19 protein-coding genes and 2 pseudogenes are annotated in these 21014 nt (G+C 65.3%); 12 read left to right on the top strand and 9 right to left on the bottom strand.

Translation table 11 applies throughout. The features are described 5' to 3' along the window. Positions 1–66: 66 nt before the first annotated feature. A complete protein-coding gene (gene rarD / locus GMOLON4_RS10405) occupies positions 67–1212 on the top strand; it encodes an EamA family transporter RarD (protein WP_051266465.1) in 1146 nt (381 codons plus the stop codon). An 85-nt stretch (positions 1213–1297) separates the two neighbouring features. On the opposite strand, the gene GMOLON4_RS10400 is transcribed toward rarD, so the two are convergent. Beyond that, positions 1298–1963, bottom strand: a complete 666-nt coding sequence (locus GMOLON4_RS10400) for a hypothetical protein (RefSeq protein WP_035732252.1) — start codon at positions 1961–1963, stop codon at positions 1298–1300. A 358-nt stretch (positions 1964–2321) separates the two neighbouring features. Continuing rightward, positions 2322–3182, bottom strand: coding sequence for a hypothetical protein (locus GMOLON4_RS10395; RefSeq protein ID WP_051266467.1), 861 nt, complete (start codon positions 3180–3182; stop codon positions 2322–2324). 89 nt (positions 3183–3271) lie between these two features. Between GMOLON4_RS10395 and GMOLON4_RS10390 the strand changes: the two genes are divergently transcribed. Continuing rightward, complete coding sequence (locus tag GMOLON4_RS10390) at positions 3272–4576, top strand: GNAT family N-acetyltransferase (protein ID WP_051266469.1); 1305 nt, start codon at positions 3272–3274, stop codon at positions 4574–4576. A gap of 91 nt (positions 4577–4667) precedes the next feature. Here GMOLON4_RS10390 and GMOLON4_RS10385 read toward each other — a convergent pair whose 3' ends face one another. Further along, complete coding sequence (locus GMOLON4_RS10385) at positions 4668–5342, bottom strand: AIM24 family protein (protein WP_026936359.1); 675 nt, start codon at positions 5340–5342, stop codon at positions 4668–4670. Between the two features lie 107 nt (positions 5343–5449). Then, positions 5450–6373 carry a LysR family transcriptional regulator gene (locus tag GMOLON4_RS10380; protein ID WP_026936360.1) on the bottom strand — a complete coding sequence of 308 codons (924 nt, stop codon included), beginning with the start codon at positions 6371–6373 and terminating at the stop codon, positions 5450–5452. A 171-nt stretch (positions 6374–6544) separates the two neighbouring features. On the opposite strand from GMOLON4_RS10380, the gene GMOLON4_RS10375 reads away from it, so the two are divergent. The 5 genes and pseudogenes from GMOLON4_RS10375 (at position 6545) to GMOLON4_RS16330 (ending at position 11806) form a co-directional block, all read left to right on the top strand. After that, positions 6545–7747, top strand: coding sequence for an acyl-CoA dehydrogenase family protein (locus GMOLON4_RS10375; protein ID WP_026936361.1), 1203 nt, complete (start codon positions 6545–6547; stop codon positions 7745–7747). A gap of 101 nt (positions 7748–7848) precedes the next feature. Beyond that, positions 7849–8745 carry a DUF817 domain-containing protein gene (locus GMOLON4_RS10370; RefSeq protein ID WP_051266472.1) on the top strand — a complete coding sequence of 299 codons (897 nt, stop codon included), beginning with the start codon at positions 7849–7851 and terminating at the stop codon, positions 8743–8745. 305 nt (positions 8746–9050) lie between these two features. Further along, positions 9051–10001: pseudogene (locus tag GMOLON4_RS10365) on the top strand (PLP-dependent cysteine synthase family protein); the annotation flags it as partial. A gap of 408 nt (positions 10002–10409) precedes the next feature. Further along, positions 10410–11558, top strand: a complete 1149-nt coding sequence (locus tag GMOLON4_RS10360) for a cystathionine gamma-synthase (protein WP_026936362.1) — start codon at positions 10410–10412, stop codon at positions 11556–11558. Positions 11559–11605: 47 nt separating this feature from the next. After that, on the top strand, positions 11606–11806 hold the full coding sequence (locus GMOLON4_RS16330) for a hypothetical protein (RefSeq protein WP_026936363.1): 201 nt from the start codon (positions 11606–11608) through the stop codon (positions 11804–11806). Here the strand turns inward: GMOLON4_RS16330 and GMOLON4_RS16325 are convergent. Beyond that, a pseudogene (locus GMOLON4_RS16325) lies at positions 11798–11977 on the bottom strand (alcohol dehydrogenase); the annotation flags it as partial. The gene GMOLON4_RS16330 and the pseudogene GMOLON4_RS16325 sit on opposite strands and share 9 nt — an antisense overlap. Further along, positions 11974–12171, bottom strand: coding sequence for a CopG family transcriptional regulator (locus GMOLON4_RS10350; protein WP_245575386.1), 198 nt, complete (start codon positions 12169–12171; stop codon positions 11974–11976). The gene GMOLON4_RS10350 and the pseudogene GMOLON4_RS16325, both read right to left, overlap by 4 nt. Before the next feature lie 59 nt (positions 12172–12230). On the opposite strand from GMOLON4_RS10350, the gene GMOLON4_RS10345 reads away from it, so the two are divergent. After that, positions 12231–12836 (top strand): TetR/AcrR family transcriptional regulator, encoded by a 606-nt coding sequence (locus GMOLON4_RS10345; protein WP_146137463.1) that lies wholly within the window; start codon positions 12231–12233, stop codon positions 12834–12836. Between the two features lie 191 nt (positions 12837–13027). After that, the gene (locus GMOLON4_RS10340; RefSeq protein WP_035732254.1) at positions 13028–14239 is read left to right on the top strand and encodes a globin domain-containing protein; all 1212 of its coding nucleotides are present in this window, start codon (positions 13028–13030) and stop codon (positions 14237–14239) included. A 274-nt stretch (positions 14240–14513) separates the two neighbouring features. Here the strand turns inward: GMOLON4_RS10340 and GMOLON4_RS16420 are convergent, their stop codons facing one another. The 3 genes from GMOLON4_RS16420 to GMOLON4_RS10330 form a co-directional block, all read right to left on the bottom strand. Beyond that, positions 14514–14801 (bottom strand): type II toxin-antitoxin system RelE/ParE family toxin, encoded by a 288-nt coding sequence (locus tag GMOLON4_RS16420; RefSeq protein WP_026936367.1) that lies wholly within the window; start codon positions 14799–14801, stop codon positions 14514–14516. After that, entirely contained in the window at positions 14798–15067 is a 270-nt protein-coding gene (locus tag GMOLON4_RS10335) for a hypothetical protein (protein ID WP_026936368.1), read from the bottom strand. Before GMOLON4_RS10335 ends, GMOLON4_RS16420 begins: the two co-directional genes overlap by 4 nt. Before the next feature lie 514 nt (positions 15068–15581). After that, positions 15582–16298 carry a helix-turn-helix domain-containing protein gene (locus GMOLON4_RS10330; RefSeq protein ID WP_026936369.1) on the bottom strand — a complete coding sequence of 239 codons (717 nt, stop codon included), beginning with the start codon at positions 16296–16298 and terminating at the stop codon, positions 15582–15584. Between the two features lie 191 nt (positions 16299–16489). Here GMOLON4_RS10330 and GMOLON4_RS10325 point away from each other — a divergent pair, with 191 nt between their 5' ends. From GMOLON4_RS10325 to GMOLON4_RS10315, 3 genes are all read left to right on the top strand, one after another. Next, positions 16490–18376: a sensor histidine kinase gene (locus GMOLON4_RS10325; RefSeq protein WP_026936370.1), complete on the top strand. Its 1887-nt coding sequence runs from the start codon at positions 16490–16492 to the stop codon at positions 18374–18376. Beyond that, on the top strand, positions 18373–19242 hold the full coding sequence (locus tag GMOLON4_RS10320; RefSeq protein ID WP_026936371.1) for a response regulator transcription factor: 870 nt from the start codon (positions 18373–18375) through the stop codon (positions 19240–19242). Before GMOLON4_RS10325 ends, GMOLON4_RS10320 begins: the two co-directional genes overlap by 4 nt. 131 nt (positions 19243–19373) lie before the next feature. Then, a complete protein-coding gene (locus tag GMOLON4_RS10315) occupies positions 19374–20936 on the top strand; it encodes a hypothetical protein (RefSeq protein ID WP_146137462.1) in 1563 nt (520 codons plus the stop codon). The last annotated feature ends 78 nt before the right edge of the window (positions 20937–21014 follow it).

Below are 21014 nucleotides of genomic sequence, written 5' to 3'. Positions count from 1 at the left end.
CTCTGAACGATTATGCCCGTGAATTGCAGCTTTTACTGATGAGTGTTGAGCCCTACGGTTGGTTTCATGCCAGACACGATGATGCCGACCACCGCAGCGATCCCGACCGTTCCGGCGTCGCCGTCCGTTGGCGTGCGCGAAGCGGCGTCGGGCGACGTCGCGGCGCAGGTGGCGAAAACCGCGAAGTCCTCGTCGACCCGCGGCGGTGTATTCGCCTCGGTGCTCGCATCAGTCGCGTTCGCCTCACTGTTTGTCATCCCTGACATGCTCACGGGGCTCAGTGCCACGGCTACGTTCGGCTGGCGTATCGTCGCCGCGCTGCCATTCCTCGTTGTCATTTTGTTCGTGCTGCGCCAGTGGCCGCAGATGGGGCAACTCCTCACACGGCTGCGCAAGAACCCCTCGCTGATTCTCGTGCTCGCGCTCAACGCCGTGCTGTTCGGGTTCCAGGTGTTTCTCTTTGCGTGGGGCCCGATGACGGGCAACGCGCTCGCGGTCTCGTTCGGCTATTTCTTGATGCCGCTCGTGCTCGTCGCGATCGGTGTCGTGCTCTTCCGCGAGCGGCTCAGCGTGCTGGGCGGTGTGGCCGTCAGTTTCGCGGCGATCGGCGTGGTCATCGCGCTCACGACCGGCGCGAGCGTGGCGTGGCCCACCTTCGCCGTGGCACTCGGATACCCCGCCTACTTCATCCTGCGCCGCAAATTCGGGCTCGACTCGCCGTCGGCGCAGTCGCTCGAGATCCTCATGCTCGTACCGGTTGCGCTCGTGTTCATCCTGCAGCCGGCCGACCTCGCGGGCGTCGCCGCGCATCCCGAAAACTGGCTCGGGATCACGATCCTTGGCCTGCTGACGGCGGTCGGCTTCTCGGCCTACACGCTCGCGCAGCGCGGGCTTTCGGTCAGTGTGTTCGGGATGCTCGGCTACCTCGAGCCGATTCTGCTCGTGGTCGTCTCGGTGCTGGTTCTGGGTGAACCCCTCGGGCTCGCGGATGCGTGGAGCTACGGCGCGATCGCGCTCGCGATTGTCGCACTGGTCGTCGATGGGCTGCCGAAGCCGTCCAAGCGGGAGGCGAAGGCGGCGGCCAAGGCCAGGCCTCGCCGATCGGCGCTCGCGCGGGGCAAAGGCCGACGGGGCGAGGGCCGAAAGGCCAAGGCGCCGGTCACCGCGGGAGTTCCGGTGATCACCGCGACCGAGCAGGTCGGCGCCAACTAGGCGAGGCGGCGAGCCTCGCGGTCTTTCTGGCCACCGGGCTCGGGTAAGCGCCGGCGTGGGAGCGCGCTGGCTCGCGCAAGCATCGCTAGCCGCGAGGGGCGAGCGATGCAGCCCACACGGCGTCTTCGTAGGGGAGAACGTGGTGGCGCCACTTCGCGTAGACCGTGACGGTCTGGTCCTCGTTGATGATCGTCTCGAGCCCAGCCGCGTTGAACGCATCCGCGATCTCGCCCGCGATCGTTGAGGTCACGAGCTTCGGGGTGCAGGAATCGACGGTGACCGTAATGGGCGTCTTGCAGGAGGCGTCGAAGAATTTCCACGCGCCCGCGGTAATTGCGCCAACGCCGCGCTGGTTCTCGCGGAACTCCCGGTCGAAGATGCTGCCGAAGACCACCAGGTAGATTTCTGCGTCATCGTGAAGGCTAAACATGGTGGCGTAGATGCGGTCGGTGTCGGTGTATTCGTGGTCCCACATGAGCGACGTGTCGTGCGCCGCGTTCCAGAGTGTCTGAACCGTGAACTGGGCCGAATCGTGGGCGTCAAGTTCGAACGCGATGGCGATGTTGTCGGGCAGACTCTTGAGTTCGCCGTCCTCAAGGTATTCGTAGAGCAGCTCTTCGGCATCGCGTGGGTCGAGGAGTTCGCCGGTAAGAATCCGATCGTAGATGTCCCGCAAGACCCAGTTGTTGTTGTGCAGCCCAGAAACTACTGCGTAAACGTTTGTGTAGTGCAGTGAATTCTCGGAAGACATGTCTAGGAAAATAACACCCTGGGTTAGTCACGACCAGGATTTCTGGCCCTGATTGGCGAGACAATGCACGCATTCAATACTGGAACTCGGTCAATTAACAACTTTTGGTGATTGACAGAACTGAACGGCGGGTGTTCGGCAGGTTTCGAGTGAAAGAAAAACGCCCTGTGGTGAAGTTCACCACAGGGCGCCGGTTGTTTTAGGGAGGGACTCGGTGAGAGCACTCCATCCGACCCGCCCATAATTATGCACCTGCATGGATCGGCGTACTTTTGCTTGCGCGTGACTGTTATGCAAAGTCCCGGTAGCGCGCTGGAAATGGGGATGGGCTGCTGGGGCGTGTCGCGACTCCGCCTGACTATTTCCCGCGGATGCGCGACCAAATCCGGCCGAGGAGCCCCGGCGTGGCATTCGCGGACGCACCCACCAGCTTGGACTCACCCTTTTCTGCCTCACGCTCGGCCGCGGCCTGCCGCCGACGGATCACCCGGAGGTCTTTCTCGAGTTTCGGCAGGTCAACCCGGACTACCGAGCGCATCCGTTCCTCGCGGTCGGCCTGTTCCTCCTCGGTGAGATCGCCAACCGTCGCGAACTCGCTATCGAGATTGAACTGAATGTTGCGCGAGATCTCGCCCCACGCCGCGTCGTGTGCCGCGCGAACGAGTTCCTTCACGCCCTCGTCGTCGGCGGCGCGTTCCCGGAGCTTGTGCGCGACGAGATCGGCAAGATCGCGCCGGTGCTGCAGGTTCCCGAGGTCGGCCTTCGCGTAGTCGTGCATGGTGAGCGGTCGGCTGCGGCGGCGCTTCGCGCGCTGCATCATTTCGTCGATGCGCGAGACCTCGCCCTCCGACTCGCGCGCGAGGTCGCGGAGCGTCTCGCGCGCGAATTCGACGTACTTGTCGACGCTGAAATTGACGTTGCCAGCCAGGGTGTCGACGAGGATGCGGTTCTTCACCGCGAGCCGGGTCGTCGCGGCGGCGATGAAGACGCCCTCGGTCGCGATCTCGTCGGAGGATTGCTGGGCCTGCTGGGCCTGCTCGGCGGGCGTTGCGTCTTCGGCCTGCGTGTCCGACTCGGCTTCGTCGGAGGCTGCAACATCGGGTTGCGCCTCCTCGGCGGGCGTTGCGTCCATGGCCGGCTCCGTCGGTGCGCCCTGAACTTCCGTCTCTGAAGAAGCCTCGTTCGCTTCTTCTTGGTTCGACGCATCCTGCTGAGTCATCCGCACCTCCCGCTCCTCTAAGAATCTACTCTGTGGCACGCGACAGGTGGGAACGGGGCGCAGGAACCGGCGTGCGAGAGAATCAATGCATGACGGATGCATTCATCGAGGGACTCGAGCGCCGGGTGTTCCCGCCGGGACCAGTCGAAGCGCCACTCACCGCGGAAGTAAAGGCATGGCTCGTCGGCCACGAGATCAGCTTTCAGCTGCCACCGGGCTCGGATGCGAAGCACGAGACGCTTGCCCGTAGCCGCAACCAAGACGATGCGCGCTTCACCGGCGTCTACGACTCGAGTGAATCGAACCTCTACGACCGGGAAGTCCCCGTCGCTACCTACATCACCTACGACCGCACCCTCAACGTCGGCGCTGGCCGCGCCGTCCCGGCGAGACTCATCACGGGCGTGGGCGTTCGAACGGAGTATCAGGGTCGCGGCATCCTGCGGCGCGTGATGACTGACGACCTCACGCAGGCCCAACAGGAAGGGCTGCCGGTCGCGGCGCTGACCGCGACTGAGGGGAGCCTCTACGAGCGCTATGGCTTCGGAGCCGCAACCTTCCAGCGCCGAGTCGAACTGGATGCGCGGCGAGCGCGTTTCCGGACCGGCGGTGAATTCGATGGCCGGGTTCGCCAAATTTCCCGGGACGTGTTCGAGCAGATCGCGGCGCCGACCTTCGACAAGTTCCACGCCCGCACGCTCGGCTCGATCGGGCGCGCCGCACTCACTCCCGCAGGGATGACCGGCGAGTTTGGGTTCGCGCAGGCCGATCTCGACTCCAACCCAAACCGCCGCTTTGCCGCGCACGTGAGCCCGGACACCGGCGAGATCGACGGCTACGTCGCCTACGTACACACGGGCTGGCCGGGTGACCCGCGCATCCTGAACGCCGTCGACATTGTCGCGGCCGACCGTGCCGGATACCTCGCCCTGTGGCACTTTCTCGCAACGCAGAGCCTCACCGACGTCATCCGATTTGGCCACGCGGCCGCCGCCGATGTGCTGCCCTGGGCGCTCACCGATGCGCGTGCCTACCGGGTCGTCGCCGAGGATGACCTGCTGTGGCTGCGCATCCTGGATGTCGAGCGCGCGCTCGCGGAACGCGCCTGGCTCACCGACGGTGCCATCACGATTCGGGTGGCGGATGCGCTCGGTCTCGTCGACGGCACCTACCGGCTCCAGGCGCGGGCCGGGCGAGCGAGCGTCGCGCGCACGAGCGCGGATGCGGATGTCGAGGTGGATGCATCGGCGCTCGCGTCGCTCTATCTCGGGGGAGTTAGCGTGCACCAGCTGCTCGGAACGGGGCTCATTACGGCAACGGGAGCGGATGCGATCGAGTCGCTGCAGCGACTGTTCACGACCGCGACGACGCCGTACACGAACACCGTGTTTTAGCGGGTTGGCGTCAGCCGGCCCGTATCGCTGACCGTTCGGCGCCCGGGATAGCAGGGTGCCAGGGTTAGCCAGACGCAGGGGCCAGCCTGACTTAGCTGGCCTGTACCGTCCCGACGACACCCTCCGAGGGTTGCACGACGACGAACCCGGGCCCGTGGAAGCCGAGCTGGAAGCTCTCGCCCGAGCCGCGGCCGATGAGCGAGCCCATCTTGAAGTCGTTCTTGAGCTGCGGCACGAGGTTGGCGGACCAGCACACCGCGGCCTGCGGGTCGACGAAGACGGGCCGCTGCGATGCATCCAGCACGAGCGGATCGCCGTCGGACGAGAGTGCGACGACGCCGTTTCCCTCGAGCACCAGGTTGAACAGGCCGCCCGACATGATGCCCGCGTTGCCGATCGACTTGATGTCCCAGTTGAGGTTCGCGTCGAACGCGAGGAGGCTGCGGGTGTTGAGCGTGATGGCATCCCCGCCGAGCTGTATCAGGAACACTTGCTGCGCCTGCTTCGCGAGGTAGACCTCGCCCTGGCCGCTAATGCGCATGATGTTCGAGCCCTCGCCCGACACCATCTTCTTCATGAACTTGCCCATGCTGCCGCCGGAGCCCTCGTACTTGAAGTCGAATTGGCCGATGTACGAGACCATCGAGCCGTTCGCCGCGATCACGTCGGGGCCAAAGCCGACCCGCAGCATCCTGCTGTTCTGTTTCGCCCACCGCTTTTGCGAGCGAACTGGCTGGTGCTCGGCGGAAAAGATGTCGCTCTGCATGAAAAGGCTCCTGGCGTCGTTCAAGAAGGGTCGCTGAGATGGATAGTAGGGCGCGCGAGTTGCCGCAATCGCCCCGGGCCATGCATCCCCAGCCAGTTCGCAGGGCGCTAACCGCGCTCTGGTTGCGTCTCGTCTTCGGCCGCAGGCTCGGAAAGGCCCTGGGCGATGCGGATCACGGTCGTGAGGGCCGGCGATTCCTTGCCGCCTCGCCACGCGAGCTGCAGGTCGACGCGAGCCACCGCATCCGAGAGAGGGACGTAGGCGATATGCGACCCACGGAAGTTATCGCGTACGGATGCGAGGGTCAGGGAGAGGCCGACCTCCGCCATCACGAGCGACATCGCCGAAAGCGTGTCGGGCACCTCCTGAGCGATGCGAGGGTTCATGCCCTGGGCGCGGAAGAGCTCGGCCAGTCGGCTCGGGAGAACCGAGTTTGTCGAGAATGCGAGCGTTACCCAATCTTCGTCCAAGAGCTCGGCGATCGAGACCGACTCTGCCTCGGCGAGCGGGTGGGATGTGGGCATCGCGACGACCAGCGCATCCTCGCTCACGACGTGGGTCGAGACCTCGTCGGGCAGGTAGTCCCAGCGGCCGAAGACGAGGTCGGCCTCGTTGCTCAGGAGCAGTTCGATGCCCTGGGATGCGTAGGTCTGGCTCTTGAGCTCGAGGCTGATGTCGGGCATCTCGCGGCGAACGGCGCGGGCGAGCGCGCTCATCTGGGGGATGGTCGCGATGCCCGCGTAGGCGATGCGGACCGCGCCGCTGATGCCCTGCGCGGCAAGGCGGACCGTGCGGATCGTCTCTTGCTCGAGTGCGACCATCCGCTGCGCGGGCTCGAGGAGCGCCTCGCCCGCCGGCGTTAGCTCGACCGAGCGCGTGTTGCGATTGAAGAGGTCGTAGCCGAGCTCCTGCTCAAACTGCCGGACCGTGCGGCTTACGGCTGGCTGCGCCATTCGCAGGACCTCGGCCGCGCGGCCGAAGTGCAATTCATCTGCGACTGTGAGGAACACCTTGAGGTGTCTGAGTTCCACGCCAACCCCTTGCCTTTAACCGACTAATGATTTTTCTGTATCAATTGAGCAGTTCTTTGTATTGGACAGCTCTAAATCAGTCTGGCACGCTCAAAACACGAGCGTAAGGCACAGTGCGAATCCGCCGAAGCCGCATCGCCATCAATCCTCAAGGATCTAAAGGAGCATCCGTTGTCGGTCACCACGATTACCTCGAACCCCGCTGACTACTACCACGTCTGGGATCAGCTCTCGGATGCTGACCGCGACGTCGTGAACCGGGTTCGTGCGTTCACGACCGACCACGCGCTCCCGGTTGTGGGCGAGGCGTGGGAGAGGGCTGACTTCCCGTACGAGCTCATCCCGGAGCTTCGCAAGGTCGGCATCGTCGGTACCGCCATCAAGGGCTACGGCGCCCCGGGTCTCACCCGACTCCAGGCAGGTCTCGTCGCGATGGAACTCTCGCGCTGCGACGGTAGCCTCAACACCTTCAACGCCGTGCACTCGGGCCTCGCAATGGGTTCGATCAACATCCTCGGGAGCGACGAGCAGAAGGAGCGTTGGCTGCCGAAGATGGCGAACCTCGACCTGCTCGGGGCGTTCGCGCTGACCGAGCCCGACCACGGTTCGGACACGGTTGCGCTCGAAACCTCCGCCCGCATCGAGGGCGACGAGGTCATCCTGAACGGTGCCAAGAAGTGGATCGGGCTCGGCCACGTCGCCGACCTCGTGATCGTCTGGGCGCGCCGCGAGGACACCGGCAAGGTCGCGGCGTTCGTCGTCGAGAAGGACCCGGAGACCGGTAATTACCCCGAGGGCTACGAGGCCGAGGCGATCACCGGCAAGATCGCGAAGCGCGGCATCCAGCAGGCCGAGATCACCCTGACCGATGTGCGCGTGCCGCTTGCGAACGCACTCGCGGAGGCCGTCGGCTTCCGTAGCGTGAGCCGCGTGCTCAACACCACCCGCGCGACCGTCGCGTGGGAGGCGCTCGGCCACGCGCAGGCTGCGTACGACATTGCCGTGCAGTACACGCAGGAGCGCGCGCAGTTCGGCAAGCCGATCGCGTCGTACCAGCTCGTGCAGCGACAGCTCGCGCTCATGCTCGCCGACCTCACCGCGATGCAGCTCATGTGCTTCCGCAGCGCGCAGCTGCAGGATGCGGGGGAGCTGTCGAACGACCAAGCCAGCCTCTTGAAGATGTTCTGCAGCGATAAGGGTCGCGACATCTGCCGCCAGTCGCGCGACCTTCTCGGTGGTAACGGTCTGCTCCTCGAGAACCAGGTCGCCCGCCACCTCACTGACATGGAAGTTGTCCACACCTACGAGGGCACCGACTTCATCCAGTCGCTCATCGTCGGCCGCGAGATCACGGGCATCAACGCGATCTCGTAGCTGGTGGTTTGGTGAGCCGGCGTGACTGCATCCTGGTGCGGCAGGCGTATCGGCCATACTGCTGACGAGAGAACGAGCTCGCCCATGGCAGGCTGGACCGAATGGATAAACGCGACGAGACTCACCGGCACGAGCTGACGAGAGTCGAGCGCGCGCTCGATCGCATCTTCAACCGTTGGCTGAAAGGCGCGAATGCTCACGGCATCCGCGCCTTTCTCGTCGAGTTCCTCGTTTTCGGACTGAAGCAGGCCTGGGCATGCCTGTTCGGCGCGCTCATGTTGATCGCGATCGTCGCAGCTCGACTCTGGTGGCCCGATGACGCCGCGCTCGCGCGCAACGACATGCTCGTCATCGTGGCCATCTGCATCCAGGCGCTCATGCTCGTGACGAGGCTCGAGACAGGCCGCGAGCTCTGGGTCATCGTGCTCTTTCACATCACCGGTACCGTCATGGAACTGTTCAAGACCGGCGTCGGCTCCTGGCTCTACGACCCAGATGGGGTGCTGCGCATTGGTGGAGTGCCGCTATTCACGGGATTCATGTACGCGGCGGTCGGCTCCTACATGGTGCGCGTGTATCGACTCATGGATCTTCGCTTCGATCGCTACCCGCCACTGTGGCTCACTGCCGTGGCGGCGCTCGCGGCTTACGCGAACTTCTTCACGCACCACTACGTGTGGGATGCACGGTGGGTGATTCTTGCGTTCGTCGTTGCGATCTTTTGGCGCACCTGGATGCATTTTCGCGTCTACCGACGAACGCTCAAGATGCCGATTCTGGTCGCCTTCGGACTCGTCGCGATGTTCATCTGGTTTGCCGAGAACATCGCGACGTGGGCGGGTGCCTGGGCCTACCCCGATCAACTTGATGGCTGGACGCCGGTGTCGATCATGAAGCTCGTCTCTTGGTTCCTGCTGATGCTCATCAGCGTCGTGCTGGTGACGTTTGTCTATCGCCCTCGACCTCTTGGCGTCGCAAACGAATTGGCCGCAAGGTGATTTGAGCGGCCGACGATGAAGTTGGAGTTCACGATCGTGTTTTCTTCGGCGAACGTGTAAAGAAGTTGCGTGAATTTTTACACGTTTTGGAATCGTACAAAGTTCTATTGCACATCCCTTCGGGTGCTCGATGTCGTCGCCGGAGCCCCGAACGTAATATTTCGTTTCGTGACGCCGCAGGCCCGTAGTCTCGTCGAGGCCGCTACCGTCGGGAGCATGCAGCAGTGTTGTTGTTCTTAGTCTCCCTCCAGCGCAAGTGCTGGGGGCCATTCTCATGACCAAGACAACACCCCTCAGGATTCTCCTTGCGCATCTATTCCTCGATCACCGAGGTCATCGGTAACACTCCGCTCGTCGAACTTGCGGCCCTCGCACCCAAGTCCGGGGCACGCATCCTCGCCAAAGTCGAATATCTGAATCCCGGCGGCTCGGTGAAGGACCGCATCGCCGGCACGATTCTCAACGCTGCCGAAGCCGCGGGCGAACTGCGGCCGGGCGGCACGATCGTCTAGGCCACCTCGGGAAACACCGGCGTCGGCCTCGCGCTCGAGGCGCAGCGCCGCGGGTACAAGACCGTGTTCGTGCTACCCGACAAGGTCGCGACCGACAAGATCCGCGTGCTCGAGGCGTACGGCGCTCGCGTTGTCATCACCCCGACCGCGGTCGCCACCGACGACCCGCGCTCCTACAACAGCGTGGCAGCCCGGCTCGTCGACGAGATCCCGGGCGCTTATATGCCGAATCAGTTCGCGAACCCGAACGGACCACTCGCGCACTACCGCAGCACCGGCCCCGAGATTTGGCGGGACACCGACGGCTTGGTCACGCACGCCGTAATTGGCGTCGGCACCGGCGGCACGATTAGCGGCACGGGCCGCTTCCTCAAGGATGCCTCCGAGGGCCGCGTCGAGGTCATCGGCGTCGAGCCCGAGGGCTCGATTTACAGCGGCGGGGATGCGCACGGTTACCTCGTCGAGGGCGTCGGCGAGGACTTCTTCCCAGACGCCTTCGATACCACGGTGCCCGACCGCATCCTCAAGATCGGCGACGCCGAGTCGTTCGCCATGACCCGCAGGCTCGCGACGGAGGAGGCGTTGCTCGTGGGCGGCTCATCCGGCATGGCGGTGGCGGCGGCTTTGCGCGTTGCCGAGGGGCTCGACGCGACTGCCGTGGTCGTCGTGATCCTGCCCGACAGCGGCCGCGGCTACCTCAACAAGATCTTCAACGACGACTGGATGCGCGAGCAGGGGCTACTTGCGTAGTCCCGGCCCGACGCTGCCACCCGGCCACCACATCCACCCGACCACCGTTGCCACCCGACAACCACATCCACCCGACCACCGCTGCCACCCAACAACCACTGCCACCCAACAACCACTGCTACCCCTGCTGGTAACTCTCACCCTTGCCCGTGCACAGGCAATGGCTGCGGCTAGCGGCAATGGTGGCGTTCCGACCCCCTGCCCGTAGCTCTCGCCCTTGCCCGTACACAGGCAATGAGTGCAGCTAGCGGCAATGGTGGCGTTCCGACCCCCTGCCCGCAGCTCTCACCCTTGCCCGTACACATGCAATGGCTGCAGCTAACTGCAATGGCGAGCACCCAACCGACCAGCGCACCCCGCCCGACCACAGCAACCACCGCACCACCACAAGGAGACACAACAATGACCGGCTTCAGTACGCGCGCGATTCACGACGGTAACCCGAATGACCCCGGAACGGGCGCGGTGATCCCGCCGCTGCACCTCACGTCGACGTTCGTGCAGGACGGCGTCGGCAAGCTGCGCAGCGAGTACGAGTACTCGCGCAGTGGAAACCCGACGCGCACCGCGCTGCAGGAAACCCTCGCGTCTCTCGAGCAGGGTGCGGCGGCCTACGCGTTCGCGAGCGGCCTCGCGGCGGAGGATGCGCTGATCCGCGCGCACACGCGGCCCGGCGACACGATCGTGATCGGAAACGACGCGTACGGCGGCACGTACCGGCTCATCGACCAGGTGTACTCGCAGTGGGGCGTGCAGAACCGCCCGGTCGACTTCACTGATCTTAACGCCGTGCGCGCCGCGGTGGCCGAGACGAAGCCGAAGCTGCTGTGGGTCGAGACGCCCTCGAACCCACTGCTGCGCATCACCGACATCGCGGCGGTCGCGGCGATCGCGCGCGAGTCGGGCGCGCTGCTCGTCGTCGACAACACGTTCGCGACGCCGTACCTGCAGCAGCCGATCGTGCTCGGCGCCGACTTCGTCGTGCACTCGCTCACGAAGTACCTCGGCGGGCACTCGGATGCGGTGGGTGGCGCGGTGATCGTGCGCGAGCCCGCGCTCGGCGAGCCGATCGGGTTCCTGCAGAACGCATCCGGCGGCGCGCTCTCGCCGTTCGATGCGTGGCTCTTCAGCCGCGGCATCAAGACGCTCTCGGCGCGAATGCGCACTCACAGCGACGATGCCGAGGCCGTCGTCGCCGCGATCGCTACCCACCCCGCCGTGTCGGCCATCCACTACCCGGGGCTCGAGAGCCACCCCGGCCACGAGATAGCGGCGCGTCAGCAGCGTCGCTTCGGCGGCATGGTGTCGCTGCAGGTGCGCGGCGGGGCGGATGCGGCGCGCAAGCTCGTCGAGTCGACGCGCGTTTTCCAGCTGGCCGAGTCGCTCGGCGGCGTCGAGTCGCTCATCGAGCTGCCAGCCGCGATGACGCACGCGTCGGTGAGTGGCACGGAACTCGAGGTGCCGGCCGATCTCATTCGGCTCAGCGTTGGGATCGAAGATGCCGAGGACCTCGTCGCCGATATGCTGCAGGCACTGGACCAGCTCGGGTAACGGGCGAGGTTCTTGAGTAGGCCGCAGGCCGTATCGAAAGGTCCGCTTTGGCCGGTTATCAGCGCCAGCGGGACAGCGATCACGATCTCTTCCGTGGTAACCGAACCAGATGCGATACCGATGACGAGGTCGAACGCCTCGTCGTCGTCGGCGTCGAGATCTACCTCGTTAAGTCCGTAGAACACCACGACGCAAAGCCAACCGAGACGCTCATTGCCGTCGACGAGCGGATGGTTTCGAACGATTGATTCGAGCAGCGCGGCTGCTTTGGTATCGAGGTTCGGGTACACCTCCCGGCCGAATACGACACTTGAAGGGCGGTGCAATGCGGCGTCGAGGAGCCCCACGTCTCTAACCGGCCCCACATTGAGGTCCGCGGTCAGCGCGAGTGCGTCTTCGAGCGACAGGTATTCCGTCATTCGCCGAGTCGCTTGAGCAGGTCGGCGTACCGATCTCGCGCCCGCTTCGAGAGTTCTCGCACTTGCTCCTCACGAACATGCCGCGCGGCAGCCTCGTGAATTGCTCGGACCGTTGCTTCTTGGCGACTAATGCCCTGTTCTTCCGCAAGTAGGCGAAGTGCGCGTTCGTCATCGGGAGTGAGTCGAAGTGTCATTGCCAGGTGAGGATGGTGCCACTGTGGTATCAACCTTCGTCGGTCGATAGGCTGGGATGATGGAAGACGACTCGGCACCTGACTCGAAGCGCGCGGCGGATCCGCGTCCGGCGCGAACCCGCGCCGCGATTCAGGATGCGGTTCGTCGGCTCGCAGCGCGGCCCGACCAGGAGATCAGCGTCAACGCGATCGCGCGCGAGGCTAGTGTCTCGCGGAGCGCGTTCTACGACCAATACTCGGATCTGGATGCGCTCGCGATCGACATGCTCTCGGGTATTTTTCGCGCATCCACTGTGGCCGATACGATGCGAATTAGGCGGGGCGATTCCCTCCGCGAGGCGGCGGAAGCGGCGACCCTCGTGTTCCTCGACTACCTCGACGAGCACCGGGCGTTCTTCGTGAGTTCGCTTGAGTGGAAGACGACGTCGCGGGCGCCGGAAGCGGTTCGCCGCGCCCTCGCCGACAATTACCTCGAGATCTTCGACGTGCTGGGGAGCGCGGTGCCGCCCGGCATTAACCGAGACGACACCGCGCTCTTCCTCGCCGGCGGCACGATCACGCTCATCACCGAGTGGATGCGGGAATCGCCGCCGACCCCGAAACGCGAGTTCGCGCTGCGCCTGATGGCACAGCATCCAACCTGGGTTTCGGGGTATGCGGCCTAGCGACTACGGGTAGAGGACGACCGGCTTGAGCGTGACGCCGCTCGCGGAGCGTACTGGCGGAGCCTGACCGTGCACGCGTTCGTGAGCGCGAACGGTCGAATAAACACGGTCGAAACGCGAGCGAGATATTTCGTGACTCGGCAAGATCGAAGTGTTGTTTGCATCCACTGCTTTGAGGAGAGCCGCTCACCATGCTGAAACTTCATCCGGAAAACGAAGCCATCGTCGCCGCCACCGCGGGCGTTGTCGCCGAGAACGCCGAAGCCATTACGAAGGTCTTTTACCCGGACATGTTCGAGGCGCATCCGGAGCTCCTCAACGTCTTCAACCACGCGAACCAGGCGATCGGTGAGCAGCAAAAGGCGCTCGCGGCCTCGGTCGTGGCGTTCGCGGTGCAGCTGGTTACGCCGGATGCGCCCGACTTCACTCCGATCATGCAGCGCATCGCGCACAAGCACGTGTCGCTCGGCATCAAGGGCCCGCAATACACGATCGTCGGTAAGTACCTGATGGGGGCGATCGGCAAGGTGCTCGGTGACGCGGTGACTCCTGAAGTCGCCGCGGCCTGGGACGAGGTGTACTGGCTGTTCGCGACGCAGCTCATCGCCGAGGAAGCGAAGCTCTACGCGCAGGGCGGCACCGACCCCGAGTCGCCGTGGCGCCAATACCGCGTCGTCGAGCGCTTCGAGGAGTCCGACGAGGTCTTTTCGCTCTTGCTCGCGCCGGTCGAGGGCAACGTGCCTTCGCACCGCACGGGCCAGTACGTCGCGATCGAGGTTTTGTTGCCGAACGGGATGCGCCAGCCGCGCCAGTACACGATTTCGTCAGGACCGCGTGGCGACTCGATTCGCGTGACGATCAAGCGCGTTCGCGGCGTCAACGGTACTCCGGATGGCGCGGTGTCGGGCTGGCTGCACGAGAACGCGAAGCCTGGCACGGTGCTGAACGTTTCGCAGCCCGCCGGTGACGTCGTGCTCGAAGAGTCGGATGCGCCGGTCGTGCTGGTCTCGGCGGGCATCGGCATCACGCCGGTCGCGGCGATCATGGAAGACCTCTCGCGTCGCCAGCCTGACCGCAAGGTGCGCCTGTTCCACGCCGACAAGTCGCACGCGAACCACGCGCTGTACGACGGCCTGCGCCGCCAAGTCCTCGCGATGTCGGACGCGAAGGCGCAGAACTGGTACGAGGAGGGCGCCGAGACTGCACCGACGCTGAACCCCGCTCGTTCCGGGTTCATGAACCTGGTGGACGTTGATGTGCCGGGCGACGCTCAGGTCTTCATGTGCGGCCCGCTGCCGTTCATGCAGGCGGCGCGCAAATCGCTCATGGAGCAGGGCGTGCCGAGCGAGAACATCCACTACGAGGTGTTCGGCCCCGACCTCTGGGCGCAGAACCCGCAGTAGCGGCGGGCGCTTGAGCGCCTTAGCGGCGGGCGCTTGGCCGCGAGTGGCCAGCGCTTGGCGTTGGGACTGCCGGTAGCGCTCTCGATGGCCCGTATACAGGCCACCATGAGCGCTACCGGCAATGGGTGCCTGCGTGCCGTCGGCTAGGCATGGTCGCTATCGCTTGCCCGGGCCTGTGTACGGGCAATTGCGAGCCCTATCGGCAATGGAGAGCGCCCCGGCAATAGCTGGGGGAGGCGAGCCGGCTAGTCCGCGTTCTTTCTGCTCGTTCGCCCTATTGCGGCGAGGTCGGTGGCCACAACCTTGAGGTGTGAACGATGGCGAGTATCCACACTTCGTCTCCCGCTATTTCGTAGACCATCCGGTAGTTGTTGTACGGGGTGAGTTCGCGAGTGCCAGCGATCAGCCCCGATTTCCCAAGTTCGGGGAATGAAGCGAGGCGCGCTGCGGCTGCGCTGAACCGTTCGTCTACTTGAGCCGCCGCCACTGGATTGTCTTCGTCAATGTACGCCCAGATTTCATCGCGATCGGATATGGCCTGCGGAGCCCATATGACTTTCACGTGCGCGGGGTTCGACGCTCAGCGAACCGACCCTCAACTTCGGCGTTGTCGACTCCGTCTCCGGCTTGCAGCGATTCACGCGCGGATCGCGTCTTCTCGGCGAGGAACTCTTGGTATTCGCGCTGCTGGTTCTGAGATTGAACGTATTCGCGCATTAGCTCACGTGCGACCTGGGATGCTGGCCGCTGGGCCGCGGCTGCGGCAGCCAGAAACTCGTCTCGTAGCTCTGATTCGAGCTTGAGCGTAAAGACTGCGTCCTTTGTCATCTGCGACCTCCGGTATGTACAACGTATATACAAACCCTAGATCGGTTGGCTTACGAGTGAGTGTGCGTTGCCGGGATCACGTCTGGCGAGAGGCAGGGCAATGGTTGGATGCGTGCCGTCGGCTAGGCATGGTCGCTGTGGCTTGCCCGGGCCTGTGTACGGGCAATTGCGAGCGATACGGGCAATGGTTGGATGCGCGCAGTCGGCTAGGCATGGTCGCTGTGGCTTGCCCGGGCCTGTGTACGGGCAATTGCGAGCGATACGGGCAATGGTTGGATGCGCGCAGTCGGCTAGGCATGGTCGCTGTGGCTTGCCCGGGCCTGTGTACGGGCAATTGCGAGCGATACCGGCAATGGTTGGATGCGTGCCGTCGGCTAGACATGGTCGCTATCGCTTGCCCGGGCCTGTGTACGGGCAAGGGCGAGCGCTATCGGCAATGGCAATGGCAAGCGCGGGCGCTGTCGGCAATGGCTGGATGCGTGTGCCGCGCGCTAATCTGCGGGACGCACGCTACTCACGCCTCGCGGGCGCCCTCGGGCCCGTTGAGTAGCACACGCGACGACTTGCGCTCCCACTCGCGCATCGCCGCATCGGCCCGCGCGGCGAGCTCGCCGTCGTCCGCATCCGCGTCAACGCCGCCATCCCGCACCGAGCGCGCCGACTCACCAGCGACCCCGAGCACGATTTCGCAGCGCTCCGGACCCACGTATGGATGCAGCCGCCGCAACTCCAAAGGGCCATCGATCTGCTGCAGCTGATCGCGCACGAGCTTCGCGTGCACCGCGCAGACGACGGGCCGCTCCTCTTCAATGAGTGGCTCGTAGCGGCAGGGTCGCAGTCCGACGGCCAGCGCATCCTGATCGATCTCGGGCTCGAGCCCCACGTCGTCGAGGTGCTCGAAGAGCGTGTCGAGCTGGTGCAGCGTCTCGGCGGCGAGCGACCCGCGCAGGTCGGGCTGGACGCGCCGCAGCAGCTCGCCGCGAGCCACCGCATCCTTCACCCGACGGCCAGCCTCGGCACTCGACTCGGCATCGACCACCGGCGAGAACACGACCGGCGGGCGGCCGCGACGGCCGGTCTCGACAGGTGCGGAGGCGACGAGCCCCTCGTCCTCGAGCACGCGCATGTGCTCGCGCGCGGTGTTAATGTGGATGCCCGCATCGGCAGCGAGGTCTTTCAAGAGTCGGCCGGGACGCCGCTGGACCGCGTGGAGCAGTCTCAGCCGGCTCATCTCAGTGAGCCCTCGATAATCACGAACCCGGCGAGGCATCCTTCAACTCTAGGCCTCCCGGGGGCCCAATAACAGGGGCACGATGCGCTCCGCGCACGCTGACAACCAGGCTTGCAAACCTGTGCGCACGCAATCGAATGTGCTCCTAGAAACTTGCGCAAATTGTCGCAGGGTCGAACTAGGCTGACCGCATGGCGAGTCCGTGGTGGCGCAGCCGCTGGCATTGGGTATTCGCCGTCCTCGTAGGCGTGTGGGCGGCGGTATTTCTCGTCCCCGCACCCACGCCATGGGCGTGGGTGGTCCCACCGATCGCGATGCTCGGGGCGTGGCTGCTCGGCCCGCGGCCGGTGCTTGGTGCGGCGCTGATCTTGCTCGCGAGCCTCGTGTCTGCGTTGACCGGCGTCGAATACGGCGGCATCGACCTCGTCCTGCCGGTCATGGCGGCGCTGTACCGACTGGCTCGTGTACAGGTCCCGGTGTCGCTCGCGCTAGCCTTCGTGGTTGCGTTTACTGGCACGATGATGCTCCGCGACGGCGCGACGCTCGGCTCGTTGCCCGCAGCGTCGTTCGTGTGCCTGGTGCCGTGGGCGTTTGGCTACATCGTTACGTGTCGCCAGAATGCCGCGCACCGCTCCGCCGACATGGCGGAGCGTCTCGGCGCCATCGACGTCGCCCGCGTCGCGCACGGCGCGGCCGCGCAGGAGCGCCGCCGAGTCATCGACGAGTCGATCGCGACGCTGCGCGCTGCCCTCGACCAGATCCGGATGCGCGCGACCGCCGCCTCAAAACACGCAACGGATGCGCGCATTGGCTCGATTCAGGATGCGGCACGCACCGCGATCGACCGACTCCACGCCACGCTCGGGGCGCTTCGCGGCACGACACACACGCAACGACGCGTGTTGCCCGTCGTGCAGCGACGCAGGAGCCTGACTCCCGCTGCGATCCTGCGCCTGCAAGTCGTCGCGGCCGTACTCACGTCGGCCCTCATGCTCGTGGGCCCCAGCCTCATGGGCAGCGACTGGCAGCGTCCAGTTACCCTCGTGCCCGCACTCTTGGTGCCGGCGGCAGCGCTCATCGCCCCGCGGCTACCGATTACGGCTGGCCTCCTCGCGGCCTGCGCGCTCATCGTCGCGAAACTCGACACCCCGCATCCGCCCGAGGTGCTCGTACCGATCGGCCTGCCGCTCGCCGCCCTGTGCTGGCGGCTCGGGCAGGCGGAATCACCACAGCGGTGGTGGGCCATTGGCGCGGTCGGGTTGGCGTCGGTCTGGCTCGGGGCCGAGCACGGGCACGAAGGCGTCGGCTATGTGCTCCTGCTGCTTACCCTCGGCATCTTCGGCGGGCTGGCGTGGGCGCATCAGGATGAGACCCAGCACCGTGAGGAGGCCCGCGCGGCGAAGTACACGGCGCAGCTCGCGGAGGCCGAGATCGGCGCGATTCGGGAGGAACGTCGCCGCATCGCGCGCGAACTGCACGACGTCGTGAGCCACGCCGTCGCGAGCGTGAGCCTGCAGGCGCAGGTGGCGCGCATCCACCTCGACGCGAAACCGCAGGAGTCAAATGCGGCGCTCGGCAACGTGCTCGATATCGCTGGAAGTACCGCGCTCGAGCTCGAGTCCATCGCGGATCGGCTCCAGCGCGGGGAACTGAAGCTCGACCTGCAGCATCTCGTCGACGGCGCCTGCAACCTCGGCCTCACCATCCGCGCGGGCCTCGACGACAACGCGCTCGACGACGAGCTGGCCTATCGAATCGTGCAGGAGGGCCTCACGAATGCCGCGCGCTATGCGCCCGGCTCGACCGTCGAGATTGCGGTGCGGACGCGCGACACGCGGCGGCACGTGACGGTGCGCAACGGGGTCGCCGGCACCGACACGACCGTGGTCGCGCACGTGGGTTCCGGCTCGGGGTTAGCTGGCCTGACCGAGCGAGTGCAGGATGCGCGCGGCAATATCAGCTTTGGGGATGTCGACGAGGGCTTCGAAATTCGGGCAGACTGGCCACTGAAGTGGGACGCCGCGGGGGACGGGTTCGAGGTGCTCGACCGCGAGCCGCTTCGAGAGGAGTCCGCATGATCCGCGTAGCGATCGTCGACGATCACGAGCTCGTGCGAGACGGACTCCGAACGATCATCGGCTCGGAGCCGGATATCGAGGTCGTTGGCGAACTCGCGGACGGCGCCAACGTCGCGCGCTTCGCGGCGGAAAACAACGTGGACGTCGTGCTGCTCGACATCGCGATGCCAGGCGTCGACGGCATCCAGGCCGCCCGCGAAACCGCGTTGGAATCGCCCGCAACTACCGTGATCATGCTCACGACCCTGCCCGACAGCGACAACGTTCGCGCCGCGCTCCAGGCCGGGGCACACGGATACCTGATCAAGACAAGCTCGGCGACCGAGCTCATCCAGGCCGTAAGGGATGCGCACCGCGGCCGCCGTTCCTTCGCACCTTCCGTGCTCGACCAGCTCGCGGCGGGGTTCGCGGGGCCGGGCTTGGAGGAGCCGGGCTTCGAGGAGCCGGGTCCCGAGGATGCTGGTCGCGGCGCTCCGGGTGGTCGGGACGAGGATGCGCGGCTGACTCGCGGCGCTCCGGATGCGCGGGCCGAGGATTCGGGGCCGGGTCGCGGGAGCCTGGGTCGCGGCGGTCTGGATGGGCCGGGCCAGGCGAGCGGGCAGCCCGGTGTGGCGGTGGCCAAGCATACCGATATTCAGAGCGCACCCATCCCGCCGGAACTCGCATCCCTCACCGAGCGCGAACTGCAGGTGTTCCGGGAAGTGGGGCGTGGCCGCTCGAATGCCGAGATCGGCGAGACCCTGTTTCTCAGCGAAAAGACCGTGAAGACCTATGTCACGCGCATCCTGAGCAAGGTGGGCCTGGCGAGTCGGGTGCAGGCCGTCGTGCTCGCCTTCGAGACCGGCTTTGTCACGCGACAGAATTAAGCGACCCGGTGTCACCAAAGGTCAGTGGTGCAGCTGACATCGGGTGATTCCGTTTTGGTAACGGTCACGTCACGCTTGGCTGAGGGGAATCTGTGAGCGAGGCGCTCCGCCCGAACCGAAGGATGTGACCGGTGCTAAGAAGCGCGCGTCAGAAGAGGGGTATAGCGGCGGTCGGTGCGGCCGCGCTGATTGCGGGAGCCGGGTTGGTCGGCCTCGGTGCGACGGCGGCGAACGCGGCGCCGGGGCAATCGTTCTATTACGTTGCCATCGTGGTTGATGAGAACGGCGACGCCATATTTCCGCCAGTCGATCAGCCGTGGGGCATCACCGCGGTAGGTGGCGGCGTGACCCACTCAAACCAGGATGACGACCAAGGCAACCCGTTTGGGCTCGTTATCGACGACCCCGCCGCTGCTACGTACACTGTGACCGTCGATCCGTACCAGTCGGGCCTCGTCTCGAGCGACCTGAATTGCACCGTCTTCGACGTGGATGCGCCGGAGGCGTTCGACTTCGTCGCCACCGGCGGCAGCTCGGCGGCGGGGTGGCAGATCCCCGTCAGCGGGACGCTTTCGACGAGCTGCGTGGAGACCTTTACGGCCGGCGAGCCGCTACCCGATCCGCGCTTTGAGGCCGTGGCTATAGCAGTCGGCGGCGTGAATCCTGACGGATCCCCGGCCGCGATTGGCGAAGACGCCGATTTCCAGGTGGCACTCAAAGACGGTGCCGGGACACTCCACGCGGTTACTAGGGGAGAGTCCATCAGCGTTGCTCCTGGCGAGTACACGCCCGTCGTGATTGCAGCACCGGATGCGCAGCCGGGGTTCGACCTTAATGCGTGGACGGCGGCCACCTGGTATTGCGCTGGCAAGGAGAGTTTTGCGCCTGGCGGCACGGTCACTTTGACCGCGGGCACATTGACGACCTGTTCGACAACTATGGTGAACGCAAACGTAGACGCGTCACTCAGTGGCGACGTTGTCGGCGACGTTAACTTCGAGTTCGACGGAGTTTCCGGCGCCGTAGGCACCGAATTCGAGATCGAGCTCGTAATCGAGAACGACGAGAGTGTATTCACCACCACGCCGCAGGCACTACCTGTCGACGTACTTGTGACGCTCGGCAATAACATGGCCGTGCGCGACCCGTTCGTGCTGACCGACGGGTTCACCGCGACGCTTGATCCAGCGACTGGCCAGTACCGCATCAACGGAGCCGAAGCGCTTCAACCCGGCGAATCCGTGACGGTTCGTCTCGGCCTTGTTCTCACCGGCACGACTGCCGCGAACGCGTTCGAAGCGTGCCTCGTGATCCCTGAGGGCGTCGTCGACAGCTCAGGGCAGGATAACTGCTATACCGCACACGCCGTCGCCGATGGCGGCGACCCGACGCCGGTGCCGATTGAAACTGTGACGCCTGCACCTTCGCCGACTGAGACCGTGACGCCTGCTCCGGCTCTGACTCCGACCGAGACTGTGGCGCCGACCCCGACGAAGACCCCGGCTGCGTCCGAGACGGTGCCACCAACCCAGACCGATGTCGCTGCGGCACCGGCTGTCAACGACAAGAAGGACGACAACGGTCTCGCTCAGACCGGCGCGAATATCGCCCCGCTCGTCGCGCTAACCCTGGCGCTCGTCGCCGGAGGAGCCGCACTGGTCACGATGCAGAAGCGTCGCGAACAGCGCAGCTAATCGCGTAGTGGCCTCTATAGAGGGGGTGTGCATCCGGCGTCGGATGCGCACCCTCTTTGGCGTGGATGCCCGGCTTCG

This window comes from Gulosibacter molinativorax (genome assembly GCF_003010915.2).
GTDB classification, from domain to species: Bacteria; Actinomycetota; Actinomycetes; order Actinomycetales; family Microbacteriaceae; genus Gulosibacter; species Gulosibacter molinativorax.
This window is presented reverse-complemented; position numbering and strand designations above follow the sequence as displayed.